The sequence below is a fragment of the Novosphingobium aquae genome, from assembly GCF_037572715.1.
Lineage (GTDB): Bacteria > Pseudomonadota > Alphaproteobacteria > Sphingomonadales > Sphingomonadaceae > Novosphingobium > Novosphingobium aquae.
This window is the reverse complement of record NZ_JBBHJY010000004.1, coordinates 224,613-244,218: the sequence shown is the minus strand read 5'-3', so window position 1 is coordinate 244,218 and position 19,606 is coordinate 224,613. Positions and strand designations below refer to the sequence as shown.

The following is a 19,606-nucleotide window of genomic DNA, read 5'->3' as shown; positions in this document are numbered from 1 at the left end:
TGCAGTCGGGCTCAACTTTCGCCGAGCAGGCGCAGCAGGTACTGACCATAGCCGGTCTTGGCGAAATAGATGCCTCGTTCGCGCAGGGCGGCATCGTCGATCCAGCCATTCTCCCAAGCGATTTCTTCCAGACAGGCGAGCTGGATGCCCTGCCGGTGCTGGAGCGTGCGGACGAATTCGCCGGCTTCGAGCAGACTGTCATGGGTGCCGGTATCAAGCCAGGCATAGCCGCGGCCCATGCGCTCGACATGAAGTTCGCCCATTTCCATGTACATGCGGTTGAGGTCGGTAATCTCAAGCTCGCCGCGGTGCGAGGGTTTTACCTGCCGGGCGAGATCAACCACGCGTTCGTCGTAGAAATAGAGGCCAGTGACTGCCCAGTGCGATTTGGGGTTCGCCGGCTTTTCCTCGATCGACAGCGCGCGGTAATCGCCGTCGAGTTCGACCACGCCGTAAGCCTTGGCATCCTCGACATGATAGCCGAACACGGTCGCCGCGCCCACGGCGGTACGTTCCCGCGCGCGCTTCAGCATGTCGGGCAGGCCGGCACCGTAGAAGATGTTGTCCCCCAGAACGAGCGCCGATGGCCCGCCGGCAACGAAGTCCGCACCGATGTGAAAGGCCTGCGCCAGACCTTCAGGCTTGGGCTGGACGGCATAGTCGATCGCCAGCCCGAACTGCTCGCCCGAACCGAACAGGCGCTTGTAGTTATCGATATATTCGGGCGACGAGATGATCAGCACTTCGCGGATGCCGGCGAGCATCAGCGTGGACAGCGGGAAGAAGATCATCGGCTTGTCGTAGATCGGCAGCAGCTGCTTGTTCACGGCCAATGTCGCCGGGTGCAGGCGCGTGCCTGATCCGCCGGCGAGAATGATACCCTTCATCGTCAAGTCCTTCCCGGCGTTTGGTCCGCCAGCTGGCGAACCACTTCGTCCACCGCCTGCTGCCACGGGCGCAATTGCAGGCCGAAATCCGCAGCGAGACGGCTGCAATCGAGCCGCGAATCGACTGGCCGGCGGGCCGGGGTCGGATAGTCAGCCGTGGTGATCGGCTCCACCGTGGCCGGCACCTTCATACCGCAGGCAGCGGCACTGGCGAAAGCGTGCTCGGCGAGGCCATGCCAGGTTGTTTCACCCATATTGGTGCAATGCCATGTGCCCGATGGCTGCGCCGGATCGCTGGTGAAGCGCGCGGTGATCGCCGCCAGTGCCTCGGCCAGATCGCCGGCATGGGTCGGGCAGCCGCGCTGGTCGGCGACGACGCGCATGCGATCGCGTTCGGCTCCGAGACGAAGCATGGTCTTGATGAAATTCGCGCCATCCGCGCTGAACACCCATGCGGTGCGGACAATGGCATGGCGCGCGCCCGATGCGCGCACGGCGTCCTCGCCGTCCGCCTTGGTCTGGCCATAGACGCTGACCGGGCCGATGGCATCGTCCTCACGCCACGGACCTTCGCCATCCGCCGGGAAAACATAGTCGGTCGATACGTGGACGATCGGAATGCCGGCACGCGTTGCGGCGGCGGCAAGCCGGGCCGGGGCGGCGGTATTGATCGCGCGGGCCATGAGCGGCTCGCTCTCGGCCATGTCGACAGCGGTGTATGCGCCGCAATTGATGATCGCGGTGACGCCTGCGAGCAGCGGGTCAAGATCGGGCAGCGCGGCAAGATCGAGTTGCTCACGCGGCGGCGCGACCACTTCGACACCCGGCAGCGAGAGATGCTGCAATGCCGTGCCGACCTGCCCTGTCCCGCCGGTGACGAGCCAGCGTTCAGCCATTTGCCGTATCTTCGATCGACAGGCCGAGCCGTTCACCGCGGTACGAACCGTCATGGATCGCCGACCACCAGGCTTCGTTGGCCAGATACCAGCGCACGGTGCCGGCGATACCGCTTTCGAAGCTTTCCTGCGGGGTCCAGCCCAGCTCGCGGCCGATCTTCGCCGTGTCGATGGCATAGCGGAAATCGTGGCCCGGACGGTCCTTCACATAGGTGATCTGCGAGCGGTAGGATTCGCCGTTCGCGCGGGGGCGCGCCGCATCGAGTTCGTCGCAGATCGCATGGACGACCTGCAGGTTGGTTCGCTCCGAATTGCCGCCGACACAATAGGTTTCGCCGGGAACGCCCTGATCGACCACCAGCCGCAGCGCGCGGGCGTGGTCTTCGACATGGAGCCAGTCGCGGATGTTCGAACCGTCGCCGTAAACCGGCAGCGGCTGGCCAGAAATGGCCTTGAGGATCACCAGCGGGATCAGCTTTTCAGGGAAGTGGTACGGACCGTAATTGTTCGAACAATTGGTCACCACCACCGGTAGGCCGTGGGTATGGTGCCAAGCGCGCACGAGGTGGTCGCTCGATGCCTTGGATGCCGAATAGGGCGAGCGGGGATCGTAGGCGGTTTCCTCGGTGAACATGCCTTCGTCGCCGAGCGAGCCGAACACTTCGTCGGTCGAGATGTGGTGAAAGCGGAACGCGGCGCGTGCCGCATCGTCCAGCCCGCGCCAGTATGCGGTCGCCGCGTCGAGCAGGGTGAAAGTGCCGACGACATTGGTCTGGATGAATTCCGCCGGTCCGTCGATCGAGCGGTCGACATGGCTTTCGGCGGCAAGGTGCATCACTGCGTCGGGGCGGAAATCAGCAAAGGCGCGCGCCATGGCAGCGGCATCGCAGATGTCGGCCTGCAGGAAGTGGTGCCGGTTCGATTGCCGCGCATCGGCCAGCGACGACAGATTGCCGGCATAGGTCAACTTGTCGACATTGAGGACTTCAGCCTCGGTCTCACCGATTAGCTGGCGAACTACTGCCGACCCGATGAAGCCCGCACCGCCAGTGACGAGGATACGCTTGTGCTGCATGATCAATCGAGCTCCGCCATCGGAACGCCGTCATAGGCGAAGAGGCTGACAAAGTCGGCCAGCCGGGGCAGTTTCCTGTCCTTGTCGGACAGCATCGGCTCCAGGCCTTCCAGCGGCCAGGCGAGGGCAATGTCGGGATCGTCCCAGGCCACGCCGCTATCGCAATCGGGCGCGTAATAGTCCGAGGTCTTGTAGGCGACCTCGACATTGTCGGTCAGGGTGAAGAACCCATGCGCGAAACCGACGGGGACATAGAGCTGTTCGCCGCCTGCCGCAGTCAGGGCACATCCGACCCATTTGCCATAGGTCGGCGATCCGGCGCGCAGGTCCACCGCCACGTCCCAGATGGCCCCGGCAAGACAGCGCACCAGCTTGGCCTGGCCATGTGGCGGGGTCTGGAAATGCAGCCCGCGCAGGGTGCCACGCGCTGCTGAAAAGCTGTGGTTGTCCTGCACGAAATCATCCGCGATGCCGAGTTCGGCAAGGCGGCGCCGGCTGTAACTTTCGGTAAACCAGCCGCGTGCGTCGCCGTGGCGGACAGGAACTATACGCTGGGGAATGGGCATTGCGGGCGCTGGCTCGGCCTAGTTACTGAAGGGTTGGCGGGTGCGTTACGGGCAAACCGGGACGAGGTCCAGCCTTGCAACGTTGGGGCAACGAAAGGCCCGATCTGGCGCGAACCAATTGCGAGATTAGGCGTTTTGCTCCTATAGGGGCCACGAACGGGCCCGTGAGCTATGGGCGGGACGGAAGCAGGCTTCGAATGACGATCGCTAACAGGCGGTTCCAGAGACGCAGCACCTGGCTGCACCCGATGGTTCAACTGATCACCGCGTGCCTTATCTGCGTTTTGCTGCCCTGGCTGGTCCAGGTCTGGTCGCTGCCGGCTTCGTGGCAAAGGCCCGAAACCGACAATACCGCCATCGCCGCACTCTGTGCGCTGGTCGTCGGCTTCTGGCTCCATTCCTCGGTCGCCAGCCTGCCGGGTACACGCGAAAGCTCAGGCATTCTGCCGGGCTTCCTCGCCTCGTTCGGCCTGACGCTGACCGTGATCCTGCTGCTGCGCATCGAATATTCACGCTCGCTGCTGGTCGTCGCTTTCGTGCTGTCGGTGGCGTGGTTCTTCCTTGTCTACGCCATGACCCAGCGCAAGACGCAGCTGGTGCTCGGGGTGGTCGAAGGCGGACGCGTCGGCCTGTTCGATGCGATGAACGGGGTCGAGGTCGTGCGCCTTGACGGCACCGCGCTGCCTGACCGGATCGACGCCGTGACCGCCGATTTCCGCCATGACCACAGCGACGCCTGGGAAGCGCGGCTGGCCGATTACACGCTCGCCGGGATTCCGGTCTACCATTCGAAAGACCTCTATGAATCGCTGACCGGCCGCGCCGATCTTGAGCACTTGTCGGAGAATACCTTTGGCGCGCTCGGCCCGTTGGCCAGCCTGCTCGAATTCAAGCAATGGATTGACCGGCTGATTGCCCTGCCGGTGATCATCCTGCTGCTGCCATTGTTCGCGGTGGTGGCCGTGGTGATCAAGCTCGACAGTCCGGGGCCGGTGTTCTTCATCCAGCGCCGCATGGGCTATCGCGGGCACGAATTCAGCGTGATCAAGTTCCGCACCATGCGCGAAGACCGCAAGCACCCGCGCGGAGGGGAAGAACGCTCAGAGGATCGGGCTGGGATCGACCAGTTCATCACCAAGGAAAACGACCGGCGCATCACCAAGCTCGGCCGCTTCCTGCGCCGCACCCGGATCGATGAACTGCCGCAGGCGTTCAACATCCTCGCCGGCCAGATGAGCTGGATCGGCCCGCGCCCCGAAGCGTCGCAATTGTCCGAATGGTACGAGGCGGAGATCCCCTTCTACCGCTATCGCCACGTCGTGCGGCCGGGCATCACCGGCTGGGCACAGGTCAATCAGGGCCATGTCGCCGAAATTCACGATATCCGCACGAAGCTGCAATACGACTTCTACTACATCCGCAATTTCTCGCTGTGGCTGGACATCCTGATCGTGGTGAAGACGATCCGCACGGTGTTCACCGGCTTCGGCCACAAGTAACGAACGACAAGGAATTCTATGACCACCCCCACCCCGCGCGTGACCGTGATTGGTCTTGGCTATGTCGGCCTGCCGCTCGCCGTGGCGCTCGCCAAGCAGTTCGAGACCACCGGGCTAGACATCGACACGCGCCGCATTGACGAGCTGAAAAGGGGCCACGACCGCACGGGCGAGATCGACCGCGAACGGATGACGGCGAGCAGCCTGACGCTGACCGCAGATCCCGCCGCCTGCCTGCCGTCGGACTTCTACATCGTCACCGTGCCCACGCCGATCGACGGCCAGAACCGCCCCGACCTTGGCCTCGTCGAAAAGGCCAGCCGCACCGTGGCAAAGATGATCGCGCCTGCCGTCGCAGAGGGCCGCGCGCCGGTGATCGTCTATGAATCCACGGTCTATCCCGGCGTCACCGAAGATCTTTGCGCCCCGATCCTCGAGGAAGTTTCGGGCCTCGTCAGCGGCGAGGACTTCTTCCTTGGCTATAGCCCCGAACGCATCAACCCAGGTGACCGCGAACATACGATCGACAAGATCACCAAAGTCGTTTCCGGCCAGACACCCGAAGTGCTCGACCGCGTGGCGAACCTCTATAACGCCATCACCAGCGGCGGCGTGTTCCGCGCCAAGTCGATCAAGGCCGCCGAAGCCGCCAAGGTCATCGAAAACGCCCAGCGTGACATCAACATCGCCTTCATGAACGAAATCGCGCAGATATTCGGCGCCATGGACCTGTCGGTCTGGGACGTTCTGGAAGCGGCGCGGACCAAGTGGAACTTCCTGCCGTTCTCCCCCGGTCTTGTCGGCGGACACTGCATCGGCGTCGATCCCTATTACCTGTCGCACCGCGCCGAGGTACTGGGGCTCGACCCACAGGTGATCCTTGCCGGACGCGGGGTGAACGATGGCATGGCCGGCTGGGTCGCCCAGCGCCTGCACGGCCTGCGCGGGGGCAAGCCCGGATCGGTACTGGTGCTCGGCCTGACTTTCAAGGAAGACGTGCCTGACCTGCGCAATTCGAAGGTCGCCGACCTGATCGACGCGCTCAAGGGTCTTGGCCATGACGTGACCGTCCACGATCCCCACGCCGATCCCGACGAAGCCGCCCACGAATACGAATTGACGCTGCAGGGCGGAGAGCCTTCGGGCGCGTACGACCTCGTCCTGCTCGCCGTACCGCACCGCGAATACCTCGCGCTAGGCGCCAGCACGCTGCGTTCGCTGGTGGCGGATGGCGGCAGCCTCGCCGACCTCAAGGGCGCGCTCGGCGGCGGGGCCGACTGGACGCTGTGACACCTCAAGCCTAAAGGCACCCCCATGAAAGTTCTCGTCACCGGCGCGGCCGGGTTCATCGGTTTCTCCCTAACCCGCAAGCTGCTCGCGCGCGGCGACGAGGTGATCGGGGTCGACTGCGTCAATGACTATTACGACGTCAGCCTGAAGGAAGCCCGCCTTGCCGTGCTGCGCGAAGAGGGCGGCAGCCGCTTCACCTTCGTCAAGCAGGACTTCGCGCTCTACGAACCGCTGGTCGAAGCGCTCAAGCCCTACACCTTTGACCGGGTGGTCCACCTCGGCGCGCAGGCCGGGGTGCGCTATTCGATCACCCACCCGCACGCCTATCTACACGCGAACCTTGCCGGCCATCTCAACATGCTCGAAGTCGCCCGCCACCGCGAGCTCGACAACATGGTCTATGCCAGCTCCAGCTCGGTTTACGGCGGCAACACCAAGCTGCCCTTTGCCGTGGAAGACCGCGTTGACCAGCCGGTCAGCCTCTACGCCGCAACCAAAAAGGCCGACGAGCTGATGAGCGAGACCTACGCTCACCTCTACCGCCTGCCGCTCACCGGCCTGCGCTTTTTCACCGTCTATGGTCCGTGGGGCCGGCCTGACATGATGATGTGGATCTTCACCAAGGCGATCCTCGCCGGGCAGCCGATCCCGGTGTTCAACCACGGCGAAATGTACCGCGACTTCACCTTCATCGAGGACATCATCGCGGGCGTCATGGCCTGCCTTGACAATCCCGCCCCCGATGACGGCGCGGTGAAGGCCGGCGGCAGCACCAAGCCGCACCGGCTCTACAACATCGGCAACCACAGATCCGAACACCTGATGAAGGTGATCGAGATCCTTGAGGAACAGCTGGGCAAGAAGGCCTTCATCGACTTCCAGCCGATGCAGCCGGGTGACGTGCCGCAGAGCTTTGCCGATATCGACGCGATCTCGGGGGATCTGGGCTACAAGCCGACGACCAGCATCGATGTGGGCGTTCCCAAGTTCATCGAGTGGTATAAGGGCTACCACGGGGTTTGAGAGACTGGGGCCGCGCGGCATCCTTCGACGGGCTCAGGATGAGTAGAGGTGGTGCAGTGGCAAATAACCAAAGCCCGCTCAGCCCGAGCTTGTCGAAGGCCGCTCGCAAAGCGCTCCCAACACCACGCCCCAAACGCAACTCCGCCGCCACCAGGGCATTTCCCAGCAGCGGCGAAATTGTCAGTCAGCCTTGGCAGGGATCAAAATCAATCGATGCCGTAACGCTGGCGCAGGGTGTTGATCCGCTGCTGCATCAGCCTCTGGTCACGCTGCGAGAGCATGCCGCGGCGGTCATGACGCAGGTTGCGTTCGGTGGCGCGCAGGCGGGTCACTTCGCGCAAGGCCATGGCGCGGGTGTTGCGTGAATTGCCCTGCCAGTTGCCACGATCGGCGCGCAGGTAACGGTCAAGCGCTACGAGCTGGCCAGCAATTGTCTGCGACTGCCAGTTGCCCTGCTGCTGATAATTACCACTCTGGGAATTATCGCGGGTCGAGATCCAGCGCCCACGGTTGTCGTAATAGCCCGTGGTGGCACCGGCATTCCAGCGGCCGTTGCTGTCGTAATAGCCCGGCTGGGTCTGCGAGGCCCACGAACCGTTCTGGGCATAGCCCGAGTCCTGTGATCCTTCGATCCAGCGGCCACGTTCGTCATAACGGCCCGTTGCCGGACCGGCATTCCAGCGGCCGCTCTGGTCATAATAACCAGTCGAGACACCGGCGACCCAGCGATCGTTGCGATCATAGTAACCCACTGACGATGCCGGGACCCAGTCACCATCACGGGTATAGGCGCCGCTGGCTTCACTGTCGCCCGAGCGCGCGATCCAGCGGTTGCCGTCGGCATAGGCGCCGTTCGGCGGGCCCTGTACCCAGCGGCCGTCGCGGTCATAATAGCCGCGCGCATCGCTCGCCGAAACCCCGGTGGCGTGCCAGCGGTTGTTCTCGTCATAATAGCCATAGGCCTGACGGCAATCGCGCGAGGGCTTGGTTACCTGGTTGCCGACAACCGCGCCGCCGGCGCCGCCGATGACCGTGCCAAGCGTCTTGTCGCCCCGGCCGGCAATGACATTGCCGAGCACGCCGCCGATGACGGCGCCGGCAACAGTGCCGACAACCTGGTCGGTCTTCTGGCTCTCACACGAGCTCTGGGCAAAAGCGGCGCTCGGGATAAGCGCGATGGCAGCGGCAGAGGCTGCAAGATGGAACAGACGCATGAGATGATCTCCGGAAACGGGAAAGATGCTTCTCACGCAATATGGGGAGTGATTGTAAGATTACGAATCAGTCTGGTAATAATGCTACACTGATTATTTCTTTAATTACGTCCTTACTGCACCGGGAACAATATTCGTTCAAACGCGTTGGCCGGTTTCAGCTCGCCAATCTTAGCCCGTGAGGCGCTGCTTCGCCCAGCTTGGGCTGATCCGGCCAGATGCCGCGCGTGTCGTAAACGACCTTGCCGGCGCGTTCGGCGAGCGGGACGACGCGGAATACGTCGTGGTCGACCAGCACGATCAGCAGGTCGCAATCTTCCAGCGCAGTGTCGATGTCGATGAGATGCGCACCCGTGCCTTCGAATTCGCGCGGCAGTTCCGCCGCATAAGGCTCGACCACCGACACGCGTTCCCCATACCGACGGGCGAGGGTTGCCGCCACCAGCCGCGCCGGGCTTTCGCGGAAATCGTCGATATTGGCCTTGAAGGCGAGTCCCAGGCAGGCGACTTTCGCGCCCGGATTGGCCGAGACCAGTTCATCAGCGCGGGCGATCACGTGATGGATCTTGCAATCGTTGACCCCGCGCGCGGTTCGGATCAGCGGGCTTTCCTCGGGCGCAGAATGGACGATGAACCACGGATCGACCGCGATGCAGTGGCCGCCAACACCCGGGCCGGGCTGGAGAATATTGACGCGCGGGTGCCGGTTGGCGAGGCGGATCACTTCCCAGACATCGAGGCCGAGCCGGTCGGAAATGATCGACAGTTCGTTGGCAAAGGCGATGTTGACGTCGCGGTAGGCGTTCTCGACCAGCTTGGTCATTTCCGCCGAGCGGCTGTCGGTCGTCACGCAGGTGCCTCGCACGAACAGCTTGTAGAAGGCCAGCGCCTTACGGGCGCAGCGCGGGGTGATGCCGCCGATCGAGCGGTCATTGCCGGCCAGTTCCTCGAGGATCTTGCCGGGCAGCACGCGTTCCGGGCAGTAGGACACCGAAACGTCAGGCGTTTCATTCGTCAGGCCGGGAAATTTCAGGTCAGGCCGTTCGCTTGCGAGCATGTCGCGCAGCTGTTCGGTGGTGCCAACCGGCGAGGTCGATTCTAGGATCACCACGTCGCCCTGCTTGAGCACCGGCGCGATCGAACGGCCGGCGTTCAGGACATAGGTCAGGTCCGGCGCGTGGTCCTCGTCGAAGGGCGTGGGCACGGCAATGATGAATACGTCCGCCGGCTGCACTTCTGTCGAGGCGGTCAGCAGCCCGCGCGCGACGACACCCTGGACGAGGCCGTCGAGATCGACTTCCTCGATGTGGATTTCACCGCGGTTGATGGTGTCGACGACCTTTTGCGACACGTCGACCCCGTTCACCCGGCATCCGGCGCGGGCAACGATGGCAGCGGTAGGCAGGCCGATATAGCCGAGGCCGATGACGGCGACGTCAGGTTTGGCTTGAGAATTCACGCGCGATCAACTCCACGATTTGGCGCGCCGAGGTGCCATCCCCAAAGGGATTATGCGCCCGCGCCATACTTTCGTAAGCCGCCTTATCGTCGAGGAGGGTGAAGATTTCGGTAACGATACGAGTGGTATCGGTGCCGACGAGCTTTGCCGTGCCCGCCGCAACGCCCTCAGGCCGTTCGGTCGTTTCGCGCATGACCAGCACCGGCTTGCCGAGCGCGGGGGCCTCTTCCTGCACGCCGCCCGAATCGGTGAGCATGATCTCGGCCAGCGAGATCAGCCGCGCGAAATGCGGGTAGTCGAGCGGTTCGAGCAGCGCGACATTGTCGAGTCCGGCCAGCGCCGAATTCATCACCGCGCGGACATTGGGGTTGAGGTGGACCGGGAAGACAATCGCCACATCAGGCCGCGCGGCGATTTCGCGGATGGCGCGGGCGATGTTCTCCATGCCGTCGCCGAAATTCTCGCGCCGGTGGCTGGTGACACCGATGATTCGCTTGCCAGCGAAGAGAGCCTCGACATCAGCCAGCCCCGAGACGAGCGAGGGATCGGCGGCGTTGCGCTTGGTCACCCAATGCAGCGCATCGATCACCGTGTTGCCGGTTACATGCACACGGTCCGGCGCCACGTTCTCGCGCAGCAATGCTTCACGTGAAACATCGGTCGGCGCGAAATGGAGCGAGGCCATCGCGCCGATGATCTTGCGGTTCACTTCCTCGGGCCAAGGGTGGTAGATATTGCCCGAGCGCAGTCCGGCCTCGACATGATCGACCGGAATCTTGCGGTAATAGGCCGCCAGCGCCCCGGCCATCGCCGTCGCTGTATCGCCCTGAACAATCACCCGGTTGGGCTTTTCGACATCCATTACGCGGCCAAGGCCGGTGAGAAGCGTGGCCGTCAGCGCGTCGAGGCTCTGATCGGGCTTCATCACGTCAAGGTCGTGGTCCGGCACGATGCCGGCGATTTCGAGCACTTGATCGAGCATCCCGCGATGCTGCGCAGACACGCAGACCTTGCAATCAAACCGCGGGTCCGCCTTCAGCGCGGCGACGACGGGGAACAGCTTGATCGCTTCGGGACGGGTGCCGAAGACGACAAGGATCTTTGCGGGGTGTGGCGCGCTCATACCGGTGTCCCTAACCCAAAGAGAGTTAAGGTTAAATCACCGGCAGCTTTTGCAGTAGCCTCAGTTCTACTTCGGCGGAGTGGGAGCAGGATTGACGCTGGGCGGGGTCAGCGGCTGCATCGCAGCCTCTTCGGCCTCCTGCTCGGCGCGCTTCTTGGCGTCGATTTCCTTCTCGACCGCCTCGACCCGCGCCTGGGTGGCGCTGGCATCGGTGTCGATCGTGGCGAGGCGCTTGCCGCGCTCTTCCTCGATGATCCGGGCAAAGCTCATGTCCTCGCCCTGCTTTTCGGCATAGGCCTGTTCGATCAGCTTCTGCGAGCAACCGGTCCAGCCGCCTGCACCGCTGGGCGTGCACGACATGGTGCCGGTCTTACCGACGCGCTCATAGGCCATGACGCGGCTGTTCCACGATTCGCTGGTAGCGCTGGGGGTTTCGCGCAGGCCCTTGGGAATGCGGAACCGCTCGGCCTCGGGCTTGCGGGCGCAGACAGTGATCTCGTCATCGCTGGTCGGGCGCGGGCATTCGTCCTGGCCATAGACGATCACGGCGTTGACCTTGTCATTGGCGGCGTCCTGAGCAAGCGCCGGAGTGGCCCCGGCCAGAACGGCGAGCGAGAGGGCTATGGTCAGGCGCATGGGTTCACTCCTTGGGACGTCGGTCAGCGATATAGGGCCTATCGGGCTTTAACGGTAGATGAAGCAGCAGGTTCCGCTCCGCCTTGTCCAATATCAAAAGCCGGGCAAGGAATCAGATGCGTTCCGAAAGCCGGATCGCCACGCGGCAGCCCAGCCGGATCGCGCCCGAGAGCAGCGGATAGGCTGGGGCGCGTTCAGCCCCCGAGGCAAGCGCGGTGTGGAGGTGCTCGCGTTCATCATCGCGGAATTCCTCAACCACGGCGGCCAGTTCTGGATCGGAACCGTCAGCCAGTTCGTCCAGCTGCTGCGTGTAATGCCGGTCAATCTCGGTCTCGATCGCCGCCGTGCAGGCCATTGCCGCTTCCGGGCCGAGCAGAGCAGTGGCCGCGCCGAGCGCATAGCCAGCGACCGACCAGATTGGCTGCAACGCCGTGGGCCGAATGCCGCGCGCGGCAATCATCGCGTCGAGCTTTGCCCGGTGCCCGGCCTCCTGCGCGGCCATCGCGGCGATTTCAGAGGCCTGCGGTCCGCGATTGCCCATCACCGCCATCTGTCCGGCATAGATCCGCGTCGCGCCATATTCGCCGGCTTGGTCGACGCGCAGCATCCGGTCGGAGCGCGAGCGGCTCACTTGCGGCGGCCCAGCAGGACCAGCGCGGCGAGAGCGCCGGCGGTGGAAATCAGGAAATTGAAGCCCGCGAGCGAAATGCCCAGCAGCGACCACTGGATCTCGTCGCAGCGGGTAATCGGCGCAGCGAGCACGGCGGCGAGCGGATCGCCGCCCGTTTGAACCATCGACGTGCAGCGGGTGAACCCTTCCCACCAGCCATATTCGACGCCGGCATGGAACGCGCCGATCAGACCCGAGGCAAACACTGCCAGCGCGGCCAAAGCCACCGGCCAGCGCGCACCCCTGAAGCCGAAGCTGATCAGCGCGAGGCCGATCGCCGCGAAATGCGGATAGCGCTGCCACCAGCACATTTCGCACGGAAACAGGCCGAAACCGTACTGCGACACATAGGCCCCGCCGAGCAATCCGGCGGGCACCAGCAGAGAAATCCAGCGCGCTTTATCAAGGTTCGTCATGCGCGCCAGATGCCCCGCTTACTTGCCCTTGGCAAGCTGGCTGCCGCCCGTCCGCTTGAGCGTGGCGATGGCATAGTGCAGCTGGAAGTCGGTGATGCCCTTGGCCTTCAGCCCTTCGGGAGTATCCTTGAAGCGCGGATCCTCTGCCTTGTCGGTTTCCAGCTTCTTGTCGTCCATCGATATCTCGTTGATCAGGTGGCCGCGCAGGTCGCTTTCGCGGATCTGCAGCTTGGCGCGCTTGGCGGCATCCGGATCGGACAACTGCGGCACGCGGATATCGGGTTCGATGCCGCCTTCCTGCACCGACTTGCCCGATGGCGTGAAGTAGCGCGCCGTGGTGAGCTTCACCGCGTGCGTCCGGTCTAGCCGGATCATCGACTGGACCGAGCCCTTGCCAAACGACCGGTCACCCATGATCAGCGCGCGCTTCTGATCCTGCAGCGCGCCGGCAACGATTTCGGAGGCCGAGGCCGAGCCCGCGTCAATCAGTACGACAACCGGCAGGCCGGCGGCAACATCGCCGCGGAACATCGATTCTGCGCGGTAATACTGGTTTTCCGAAGCAATGCGCCCGCGCTGCGAAACGATATCGCCCTTGGTCAGGAAGAGGTCCGACAGGGCCACCGCTTCATCAAGCGAGCCGCCCGGGTTCTGGCGCAGGTCGAGCACGATGCCCTGCATCCGCCCGCCGCTTTCCTTGCGCATCGCCTCGATCGAGTCGTTGACGTAGCGGCCGACATCGCGGCTGAATTCATTGACCGTGACGACGCCGATGCCATCGGTCAGCTTGTGAGTCACCGGTTCGAGGGTGATCACGCCGCGCGTCACGGTGATGTCAAAGGGTTCATCACGGCCCTGGCGCACGATGGTCAGGCGGATCTTGGAACCGGCCTCGCCGCGCATCTGTGCGACGGCATCATCCAGCGGCAGGCCATAGATCAGCTTGCCGTCGAGGTGCGTGATGTAGTCGCCCGCCTTGACGCCGACCGCCGCCGCCGGACTGCCGCGCATCGGCGAGATCACCTTTACCGTTTCCTGTTCGGACTGCACCGACAGGCCAAGGCCCGAATAGGACCCGTCGATCATCGTATCGAGCCGGGTCAGGCTGGAGCCTTCGAGGTATTCCGAATGCGGATCGAGGCTTTCGAGCATGCCGTCGATGGCACCCTTGATCAGCTTGTCGTCGTCGGTCTTGTCGACGTAGTTGGCCTTCACCAGCTGGTAGATCGTATAGAGTTTGCCGAATTCCGGCCCCGAACGCCCGTCAACCGCCGCGAGGCCTGCCGTGGTCGCAGGCAGGATCGAAACGGCTCCCAGCAGCAGCGAAGTGCGCAGGAAAGTGGAAAGCTTGGTCGCCATCGTCGGCCTTTCGGAACAGGTTTGCCGCCAGTCTATAACCCGCGGCTGCTTAACGCCAGATGGCGCGAATGCGGTGAGTTGCAAGAACGGATCGACAAAACGCGTTCACAGGCGGGCGAAATCCAGCGGATTGACCGGCTTGCCATCGCGCCGCAGTTCCAGACTGACCACCGGACGGCCCGGACCGGCAAGGCCGAGCGGCGACCCGGCGACGACATTGCGGCCAACCACGGTATCGACCTGGGCAAGCCCGGTGACGAGCGAGGTCCAGCCGTTGCCGTGATCGATGATAATGATCGAGCCATAGCCGCGATAGGGTCCGGCAAAGGCGACGCGGCCCGGCGCGGGGGCGACGGCTTGGGCACCGGCGCGGGCGACAAGAGCTATGCCCTGCGATCTTGCGACGCCGGGCGCCGAAGCGCCGAATCCGGCGATCAGGCGGCCCTGCACCGGCATCTGGAAGGCTGGCGCGGCGGCAGCGCTGGCGGAAGGTGATGGGTCGATCACCGCGACTTGCGCGGCTTGCGGATTGGCCGGGCGGATCACCGGGCCGGCGAGCTTGGCCAGTTCCTCGCGCAGTTCGCCCGCCTCACTCAGTTGTTCGGTCAGGCCATCAAGGTCGCGGGCAGCCTCGGCAAGGGCGAGCGCGCGTTCGGCCTCGCGGTCGGCGGTGCCGCTGCTCTGGCGCAGGTCGAGCCTTTGGCGGGTTTCGAGCGCGGCGAGCGCCTGCCGCCGCTTGCCGAGTTCTGCCTGTTCGGTCTTGAGCGTCTGGACGGCGGCAAGCGCCTGATCACGCAGGGCCTTGCCCTTGTCGATCTCCCCGCGCAGCGCGGCAGTGCGGCGCTGCACTTCAGGAAGCATGGTATCGAGCATGGCGCGCATATGCACCGTGTCCTGCAGCGATCCCGGGCGCAGCAACGACAGCGTAAGAGGGCGGCGCGACAATCGTTGCAGCGCGCCTGTTAGCCGCACCACGGGAAGCTGGCGCTGGGCGAGCCGCGCGCGGAGTTCCTCGCGCTGCTGGTCGATCAGGCGGATGTCAGCCTCTCGTGCGGCGATGGCGGCCTGAGCCTCCTGGATGCGCGCGGCGGCGGCGGCGGCTTCACGCGCGGTGCGATCGGCCTGCTGCCCGGCCTTGGCGGCTTCGGCTTCAAGCACTTCGGCGCGCTGGCGGGCGGCAGCCCCTTCGCGGCGGGCTTCGGCAAGCGCGGCGCGGGCATCGCCGGCGTTGTCATAGGTCGCCAGTTCCTGCTGCTGCGCGGTCGCCGCGGCGGCAATCGCGCCAAGGGCAAGCAGGCCGGCAAGGATCGGGAAACGGCGCATGGTGGCCGGCCTTATCCCGAACGATGATAGGGATGGCCAGCCAAAATGCTGCTCGCGCGCCACAATTGCTCGGCGAGCATGGCGCGGGCCATCATGTGCGGCCAGGTCATGGCGCCAAAGGCTATGAGCAGGTGCGCCTCGGAGCGCAGTGCATCGCCGTGGCCATCCGCCGCGCCGATCAGGAAGCGCACCTCGCGCACGCCTTCATCGCGCCAGCGGCCAAGGAGCTCAGCGAACTCCTCGGACGACAGCTGTCTGCCCCGCTCATCGAGCAGGACATCGCGCGACGGCGTGGCGGAAGGTGGCGGAATCGTGCCGCCTGTGTCCGGAAGTTCCGTGACCTTGTGCGGCCACGTCACACGTTTCAGATAACGCTCAACTAACTCAGCCTCGGGCGAGCGGCCAATCTTGCCGCGCGCCACGATGTGTACCTTCACGCAGCGCCCGAAGGGCCGTCGAATCCCCACATGCGTTCGAGGTTGTAGAAGGTGCGCACTTCCGGGCGGAACAGGTGAATCACGATGTCGCCGGCGTCGACCAGCACCCAGTCTGCCGCGGGCAGGCCTTCGATGCGGACGTGGCCGAAGCCGCCGTGCTTGATTCGCTCGGCCAGTTTCTGCGCCATGGCGGCGACCTGGCGAGTCGAACGGCCACTTGCGATGACCATGTGGTCAGCGATCGCGGTCTTGCCTTCGAGCGGGATGGAGACGATTTCCTGCGCCTGGTCGTCGTCAAGCGACTGGAGCACCAGGGCGTGAAGCGAACCTGGTTCCGAGGGCGGAAGAGGTATCGCGCCGGGGTTGGCCGGTTCTGTACTTGCCTGGTTCATGAAGAAAAAATCGGCTCCTGTTTCCGTAACTTAGGCAACACGATCACGTCACCCGCCTGTGAGTGACACCGTCGCGAAGCGAGGGGGTAGGTATGCGGCTGGCCCAGGATGGGTCGGCGCGGCGAATGGCGGTAGCCGAACGCGGATCGGGATCGAAACGCAAGAGCACCAGCGCGGGCGCGCTCCAGTCGCAACCGTGTGAAAGGCTGGCAGCAGACCGCCGGTAACGGCCGAGCCAGGCCATGGCGGGGCTCGCCATAGCATCCCCCTCATAGCCCGGACGAGCGATAACGGCAATCGGCACCATTCGCGCGATGCGCCGCCAGTCCTTCCACTGGTGAAACTGGGCGAGATTATCGCTGCCCATCAGCCAGATGAAGCGCCGTTTCGGCCAGCGCCGCAGGATCGCCGCGAGCGTTTCGACGGTATAGCGCGTGCCGAATTCGCGCTCCATCGCGCTGGCCCGGATTCGGCTCCCGCGCGCCCGCCGCTGTGCCGATGCCAACCGTGCAGACAAAGGCGCCATACCGGCCTTCGGCTTGAGCGGATTACCGGGAGAAACCAGCCACCAGACCTCGTCCAGCGTCAGCGCATCGATCACGAAACGGCTGATCCGGCGGTGTCCGCCATGCGCGGGATTGAAACTGCCGCCGAGCAGCCCGGTGAGGGGGCCGCGCCGGTTCAGGGGCGCACCTGGCCGGTGCCGCGCACTTGCCATTTGTAAGTTGTCAGCCCTTCGAGCGCGACCGGCCCGCGGGCGTGGAGCCGCCCGGTGGCAATGCCGATCTCCGCCCCCAGCCCGAATTCGCCGCCATCGGCAAATTGCGTGCTGGCATTGACCATGACGATCGCCGAATCGACCTCGTTGAGGAATCGCTCCGCCGCAGCGTCATCGCCGGTGACAATGGCCTCGGTATGGCTGGAAGAGTGCGCGGCGATGTGCGCCAGCGCCTCGTCAAGGCCATCGACCACAGCGACCGACAGCACGGCATCGAGGTATTCGCAGTCCCAGTCATTGGCGCTGGCCGGAACAATGCGCGGATCGAGCGCGCGGGCGCGGGCATCGCCGCGCAGTTCGCAGCCGGCATCGAGCAGGCCGGCAACCACTGAAGGCGAGGCGGGGAACTGCGCGTCGAGCAGCAGCGTTTCCATCGCGCCGCAAATGCCGGTGCGCCGCATCTTGGCATTGAGCGCAATCGCGCGCGCCATGTCCGGATCGGCGGCAGCGTGGATATAGGTGTGGCAGATGCCATCAAGGTGCGCGAGCACCGGCACCCGGGCATCGGCCTGAACGCGTTCGACCAGGCTCTTGCCGCCGCGCGGGATGATCATGTCGATCAGGCCGGCTGCGGTGAGCATCGCACCAACCAAGGCGCGGTCCTGACTGGGCATCAGCTGCACGGCATCGGCGGGAATGCCGGTCTTTTTCAGGCCCTCAACCAGCGCGGCATGAAGCGCACGGTTGGAATGGACCGCCTCGCTGCCGCCGCGCAGCAGCACGGCGTTGCCCGAACGCAGGCACAGCGCCGCCGCATCGGCGGTGACGTTGGGGCGGCTTTCGTAAATGATACCGATGAGGCCGATCGGCACGCGCACGCGGCTGAGCACCAGCCCGTTTGGCCGCTGACTGCGCGAGATTTCCTCACCTACCGGATCGGGCAGCGCCGCGACCTGATCGAGCGCATCGCAGATGCCTGCGAGCCGGCCGACATCCAGCCGCAACCGATCAAGCATTGCCCCGGACAGCCCGCGCGCTTCGCCCGCGGCCACGTCGAGCGCATTGGCGGCGAGGATCACCGCATCGCTGGCCCGCATGGCTTCAGCGGCGGCGCGAAGGCCCGCTGCCTTTTCGGCGTCGGTCAACCGCGCCAGAATGCGCTGCGCCGCGCGGCCCGCCTGCGCCAGACGCGCGACGAGCGATTCGGGAGTTTCTGCGGGAGTAATGTCGGGTGAGCTTGGCATGATGCCGCTCGCCTATCACTTGGCCGGCGGTTTGTCAGCCGATCTGGCGATGGTCGTCCGGTGAGGGGCAAATCTTGCCGAATCTGGTAAACAGATGTTTCACCGAACCGTTCACCGCATGACTCTCTCGACTCGGCCCGAGTCCGCTCGAGTCGATTCGCCACGCCCCAACCACCCTGCTAGCCGCGCGCCAGCCCGAAGACGGGCGCAAGTAGGGCGGGTCAATTTTGCCGAACACAACTGATGGTGCATTAACACGGCGCCTGCGGAACTGGTTCCCGGATCGCGAATTTTTCATGCGGTCGCAGGGGCAGGTCCGTTTCATCAAGATTTCCATGCGGGTCCAGGTATGGGCCGCGTCGGCGGTTGCGCTGTTCCTTGCCGTCTGGCTGGGCACGATGGCCGTGATGACCGTCAATTCCCACCTCGCCAGCCGCGATCGACTCTCGCTGCTCGCGCGTGAGGCCAAGGTGACCAGCGCCGAAACCCGCGTTTCCGCCTACAAGGACGACATTACCGGTGTGTCCGCCGAACTGCGCCGCCGCCAGGACGCCATCGAAAAGATGGTCGGATCGCTGCCACAGGACGTCATGGCCGGCGAAACCGTGTCCGATTCGTCGAGCGAAGCCGCCAAGACCATCGACAAGGTTTCAGCGGTGTTCCCCGAAGCGGCCGCACTTGCCCGTCTCGAAGCCCGCCAACTCGCTTTCGTCGAAGGCCTTACCCGGCTGGCTGACCGCCGCGCCAAGGAAGCCGAACTGGCGATGCGCAAGGTCGGGCTCGATCCCGCCTATCTGCTGTCCTCGGTGGACGACAAGAGCGCGATGGGCGGTCCCTTCATCGCCTTTACCTCGTCGACCGATTCGGCGCTCGACCAGCGCTTCCAGCGCCTCGCCGTCAGCCTTGCCCGCCTTTCGGCGCTGCAGCGCGGCCTGACTTCGATGCCGCAGGTGATGCCGGCCGACCTCGCCGGGATCTCTTCAGGGTTCGGCTATCGCTCGGACCCGTTCAACGGCTCCGCCGCGTTCCACGCCGGCCTTGATTTCAAGGGCCCGATCGGCGCACCGATCCATGCCGCCGCGAAAGGCAAGGTCAGCTTCGTTGGCCAGCGCCAGGGCTATGGCAATTGCGTTGAGGTTGACCACGGCAACGGCATGGTCACCCGCTATGCACATATGAGCGCATTTCGCACCACTTTGGGCAAGGACGTGCTAGCGGGCGAAGTGATCGGCGCAATCGGCAATACTGGCCGTTCGACCGGACCCCACCTGCACTTCGAAGTGCGAATCAACGATTCTGCGGTCAATCCGCGCCCGTTCCTCGAAGGATCGAACCGTGTTCAAAAGCAAGCTGTCAGCGCCATCGGCACAAGGAACTAG

At 64.5% G+C, this 19,606-nt stretch carries 20 protein-coding genes; 4 read left to right on the top strand and 16 right to left on the bottom strand.

Annotated elements, in window-relative coordinates; genetic code table 11:
* Window positions 1-11: 11 nt before the first annotated feature.
* Genes rfbA through rfbC form a run of 4 tightly spaced genes read right to left on the bottom strand, consistent with a single transcriptional unit; the run spans window position 12 to window position 3,424 of the window.
* Window positions 12-887: a glucose-1-phosphate thymidylyltransferase RfbA gene (gene rfbA / locus WG900_RS10355; protein ID WP_339966878.1), complete on the bottom strand. Its 876-nt coding sequence runs from the start codon at window positions 885-887 to the stop codon at window positions 12-14.
* Window positions 888-889: 2 nt separating this feature from the next.
* Window positions 890-1,783, bottom strand: a complete 894-nt coding sequence (rfbD, locus tag WG900_RS10350; protein ID WP_339966877.1) for a dTDP-4-dehydrorhamnose reductase — start codon at window positions 1,781-1,783, stop codon at window positions 890-892.
* Window positions 1,776-2,858 carry a dTDP-glucose 4,6-dehydratase gene (rfbB, locus tag WG900_RS10345; protein ID WP_339966875.1) on the bottom strand — a complete coding sequence of 361 codons (1,083 nt, stop codon included), beginning with the start codon at window positions 2,856-2,858 and terminating at the stop codon, window positions 1,776-1,778. The genes rfbD and rfbB overlap by 8 nt, the downstream gene beginning before the upstream one ends.
* A 2-nt stretch (window positions 2,859-2,860) precedes the next feature.
* Entirely contained in the window at window positions 2,861-3,424 is a 564-nt protein-coding gene (gene rfbC / locus WG900_RS10340) for a dTDP-4-dehydrorhamnose 3,5-epimerase (RefSeq protein WP_339966873.1), read from the bottom strand.
* A gap of 248 nt (window positions 3,425-3,672) precedes the next feature.
* On the opposite strand from rfbC, the gene WG900_RS10335 reads away from it, so the two are divergent.
* From WG900_RS10335 to WG900_RS10325, 3 genes are read left to right on the top strand one after another with little or no spacing between them, the layout of a single operon-like run.
* Window positions 3,673-4,923: a sugar transferase gene (locus WG900_RS10335; protein ID WP_339966871.1), complete on the top strand. Its 1,251-nt coding sequence runs from the start codon at window positions 3,673-3,675 to the stop codon at window positions 4,921-4,923.
* Between the two features lie 18 nt (window positions 4,924-4,941).
* Window positions 4,942-6,213 carry a nucleotide sugar dehydrogenase gene (locus WG900_RS10330; protein ID WP_339966869.1) on the top strand — a complete coding sequence of 424 codons (1,272 nt, stop codon included), beginning with the start codon at window positions 4,942-4,944 and terminating at the stop codon, window positions 6,211-6,213.
* 24 nt (window positions 6,214-6,237) lie between these two features.
* Window positions 6,238-7,236, top strand: coding sequence for a GDP-mannose 4,6-dehydratase (locus WG900_RS10325; protein WP_339966868.1), 999 nt, complete (start codon window positions 6,238-6,240; stop codon window positions 7,234-7,236).
* Between the two features lie 206 nt (window positions 7,237-7,442).
* On the opposite strand, the gene WG900_RS10320 is transcribed toward WG900_RS10325, so the two are convergent.
* The 12 genes from WG900_RS10320 to WG900_RS10265 form a co-directional block, all read right to left on the bottom strand.
* Window positions 7,443-8,450 carry a glycine zipper 2TM domain-containing protein gene (locus WG900_RS10320; protein ID WP_339966866.1) on the bottom strand — a complete coding sequence of 336 codons (1,008 nt, stop codon included), beginning with the start codon at window positions 8,448-8,450 and terminating at the stop codon, window positions 7,443-7,445.
* A 157-nt stretch (window positions 8,451-8,607) separates the two neighbouring features.
* The gene (gene wecC, locus WG900_RS10315) at window positions 8,608-9,909 is read right to left on the bottom strand and encodes a UDP-N-acetyl-D-mannosamine dehydrogenase (RefSeq protein ID WP_339966865.1); all 1,302 of its coding nucleotides are present in this window, start codon (window positions 9,907-9,909) and stop codon (window positions 8,608-8,610) included.
* Entirely contained in the window at window positions 9,887-11,032 is a 1,146-nt protein-coding gene (gene wecB, locus WG900_RS10310) for a non-hydrolyzing UDP-N-acetylglucosamine 2-epimerase (RefSeq protein ID WP_339966863.1), read from the bottom strand. Before wecB ends, wecC begins: the two co-directional genes overlap by 23 nt.
* 66 nt (window positions 11,033-11,098) lie before the next feature.
* Window positions 11,099-11,668, bottom strand: coding sequence for a hypothetical protein (locus tag WG900_RS10305; protein WP_339966862.1), 570 nt, complete (start codon window positions 11,666-11,668; stop codon window positions 11,099-11,101).
* A 112-nt stretch (window positions 11,669-11,780) separates the two neighbouring features.
* Window positions 11,781-12,275, bottom strand: a complete 495-nt coding sequence (locus tag WG900_RS10300) for a demethoxyubiquinone hydroxylase family protein (RefSeq protein WP_339966985.1) — start codon at window positions 12,273-12,275, stop codon at window positions 11,781-11,783.
* A gap of 20 nt (window positions 12,276-12,295) precedes the next feature.
* The gene (locus WG900_RS10295; RefSeq protein WP_339966860.1) at window positions 12,296-12,754 is read right to left on the bottom strand and encodes a disulfide bond formation protein B; all 459 of its coding nucleotides are present in this window, start codon (window positions 12,752-12,754) and stop codon (window positions 12,296-12,298) included.
* Window positions 12,755-12,772: 18 nt separating this feature from the next.
* Window positions 12,773-14,113, bottom strand: coding sequence for a S41 family peptidase (locus WG900_RS10290; protein WP_339966858.1), 1,341 nt, complete (start codon window positions 14,111-14,113; stop codon window positions 12,773-12,775).
* Between the two features lie 105 nt (window positions 14,114-14,218).
* Complete coding sequence (locus tag WG900_RS10285) at window positions 14,219-15,436, bottom strand: murein hydrolase activator EnvC family protein (RefSeq protein WP_339966857.1); 1,218 nt, start codon at window positions 15,434-15,436, stop codon at window positions 14,219-14,221.
* Between the two features lie 11 nt (window positions 15,437-15,447).
* Window positions 15,448-15,873, bottom strand: a complete 426-nt coding sequence (locus WG900_RS10280; protein WP_339966856.1) for a 23S rRNA (pseudouridine(1915)-N(3))-methyltransferase RlmH — start codon at window positions 15,871-15,873, stop codon at window positions 15,448-15,450.
* Window positions 15,870-16,265 (bottom strand): ribosome silencing factor, encoded by a 396-nt coding sequence (rsfS, locus tag WG900_RS10275; RefSeq protein ID WP_310535239.1) that lies wholly within the window; start codon window positions 16,263-16,265, stop codon window positions 15,870-15,872. Before rsfS ends, WG900_RS10280 begins: the two co-directional genes overlap by 4 nt.
* A 43-nt stretch (window positions 16,266-16,308) precedes the next feature.
* Window positions 16,309-16,983, bottom strand: a complete 675-nt coding sequence (locus WG900_RS10270; protein WP_339966853.1) for a nicotinate-nucleotide adenylyltransferase — start codon at window positions 16,981-16,983, stop codon at window positions 16,309-16,311.
* Window positions 16,947-18,227 (bottom strand): glutamate-5-semialdehyde dehydrogenase, encoded by a 1,281-nt coding sequence (locus tag WG900_RS10265; RefSeq protein ID WP_339966851.1) that lies wholly within the window; start codon window positions 18,225-18,227, stop codon window positions 16,947-16,949. The genes WG900_RS10270 and WG900_RS10265 overlap by 37 nt, the downstream gene beginning before the upstream one ends.
* A 335-nt stretch (window positions 18,228-18,562) precedes the next feature.
* Between WG900_RS10265 and WG900_RS10260 the strand changes: the two genes are divergently transcribed.
* Complete coding sequence (locus WG900_RS10260; protein WP_339966849.1) at window positions 18,563-19,606, top strand: M23 family metallopeptidase; 1,044 nt, start codon at window positions 18,563-18,565, stop codon at window positions 19,604-19,606.

What these genes read in the sequence shown, in the direction of transcription:
- rfbA (WP_339966878.1), bottom strand. Translation starts at nt 887, where the DNA reads ATGAAGGGTATCATTCTCGCCGGCGGATCAGGCACGCGCCTGCACCCG.
- rfbD (WP_339966877.1), bottom strand. Translation starts at nt 1,783, where the DNA reads ATGGCTGAACGCTGGCTCGTCACCGGCGGGACAGGGCAGGTCGGCACG.
- rfbB (WP_339966875.1), bottom strand. Translation starts at nt 2,858, where the DNA reads ATGCAGCACAAGCGTATCCTCGTCACTGGCGGTGCGGGCTTCATCGGG.
- rfbC (WP_339966873.1), bottom strand. Translation starts at nt 3,424, where the DNA reads ATGCCCATTCCCCAGCGTATAGTTCCTGTCCGCCACGGCGACGCACGC.
- WG900_RS10335 (WP_339966871.1), top strand. Translation starts at nt 3,673, where the DNA reads ATGGTTCAACTGATCACCGCGTGCCTTATCTGCGTTTTGCTGCCCTGG.
- WG900_RS10330 (WP_339966869.1), top strand. Translation starts at nt 4,942, where the DNA reads ATGACCACCCCCACCCCGCGCGTGACCGTGATTGGTCTTGGCTATGTC.
- WG900_RS10325 (WP_339966868.1), top strand. Translation starts at nt 6,238, where the DNA reads ATGAAAGTTCTCGTCACCGGCGCGGCCGGGTTCATCGGTTTCTCCCTA.
- WG900_RS10320 (WP_339966866.1), bottom strand. Translation starts at nt 8,450, where the DNA reads ATGCGTCTGTTCCATCTTGCAGCCTCTGCCGCTGCCATCGCGCTTATC.
- wecB (WP_339966863.1), bottom strand. Translation starts at nt 11,032, where the DNA reads ATGAGCGCGCCACACCCCGCAAAGATCCTTGTCGTCTTCGGCACCCGT.
- WG900_RS10305 (WP_339966862.1), bottom strand. Translation starts at nt 11,668, where the DNA reads ATGCGCCTGACCATAGCCCTCTCGCTCGCCGTTCTGGCCGGGGCCACT.
- WG900_RS10300 (WP_339966985.1), bottom strand. Translation starts at nt 12,275, where the DNA reads ATGCTGCGCGTCGACCAAGCCGGCGAATATGGCGCGACGCGGATCTAT.
- WG900_RS10295 (WP_339966860.1), bottom strand. Translation starts at nt 12,754, where the DNA reads ATGACGAACCTTGATAAAGCGCGCTGGATTTCTCTGCTGGTGCCCGCC.
- WG900_RS10290 (WP_339966858.1), bottom strand. Translation starts at nt 14,113, where the DNA reads ATGGCGACCAAGCTTTCCACTTTCCTGCGCACTTCGCTGCTGCTGGGA.
- WG900_RS10285 (WP_339966857.1), bottom strand. Translation starts at nt 15,436, where the DNA reads ATGCGCCGTTTCCCGATCCTTGCCGGCCTGCTTGCCCTTGGCGCGATT.
- rsfS (WP_310535239.1), bottom strand. Translation starts at nt 16,265, where the DNA reads ATGAACCAGGCAAGTACAGAACCGGCCAACCCCGGCGCGATACCTCTT.
- WG900_RS10270 (WP_339966853.1), bottom strand. Translation starts at nt 16,983, where the DNA reads ATGGCAAGTGCGCGGCACCGGCCAGGTGCGCCCCTGAACCGGCGCGGC.
- WG900_RS10265 (WP_339966851.1), bottom strand. Translation starts at nt 18,227, where the DNA reads ATGCCAAGCTCACCCGACATTACTCCCGCAGAAACTCCCGAATCGCTC.
- WG900_RS10260 (WP_339966849.1), top strand. Translation starts at nt 18,563, where the DNA reads ATGCGGGTCCAGGTATGGGCCGCGTCGGCGGTTGCGCTGTTCCTTGCC.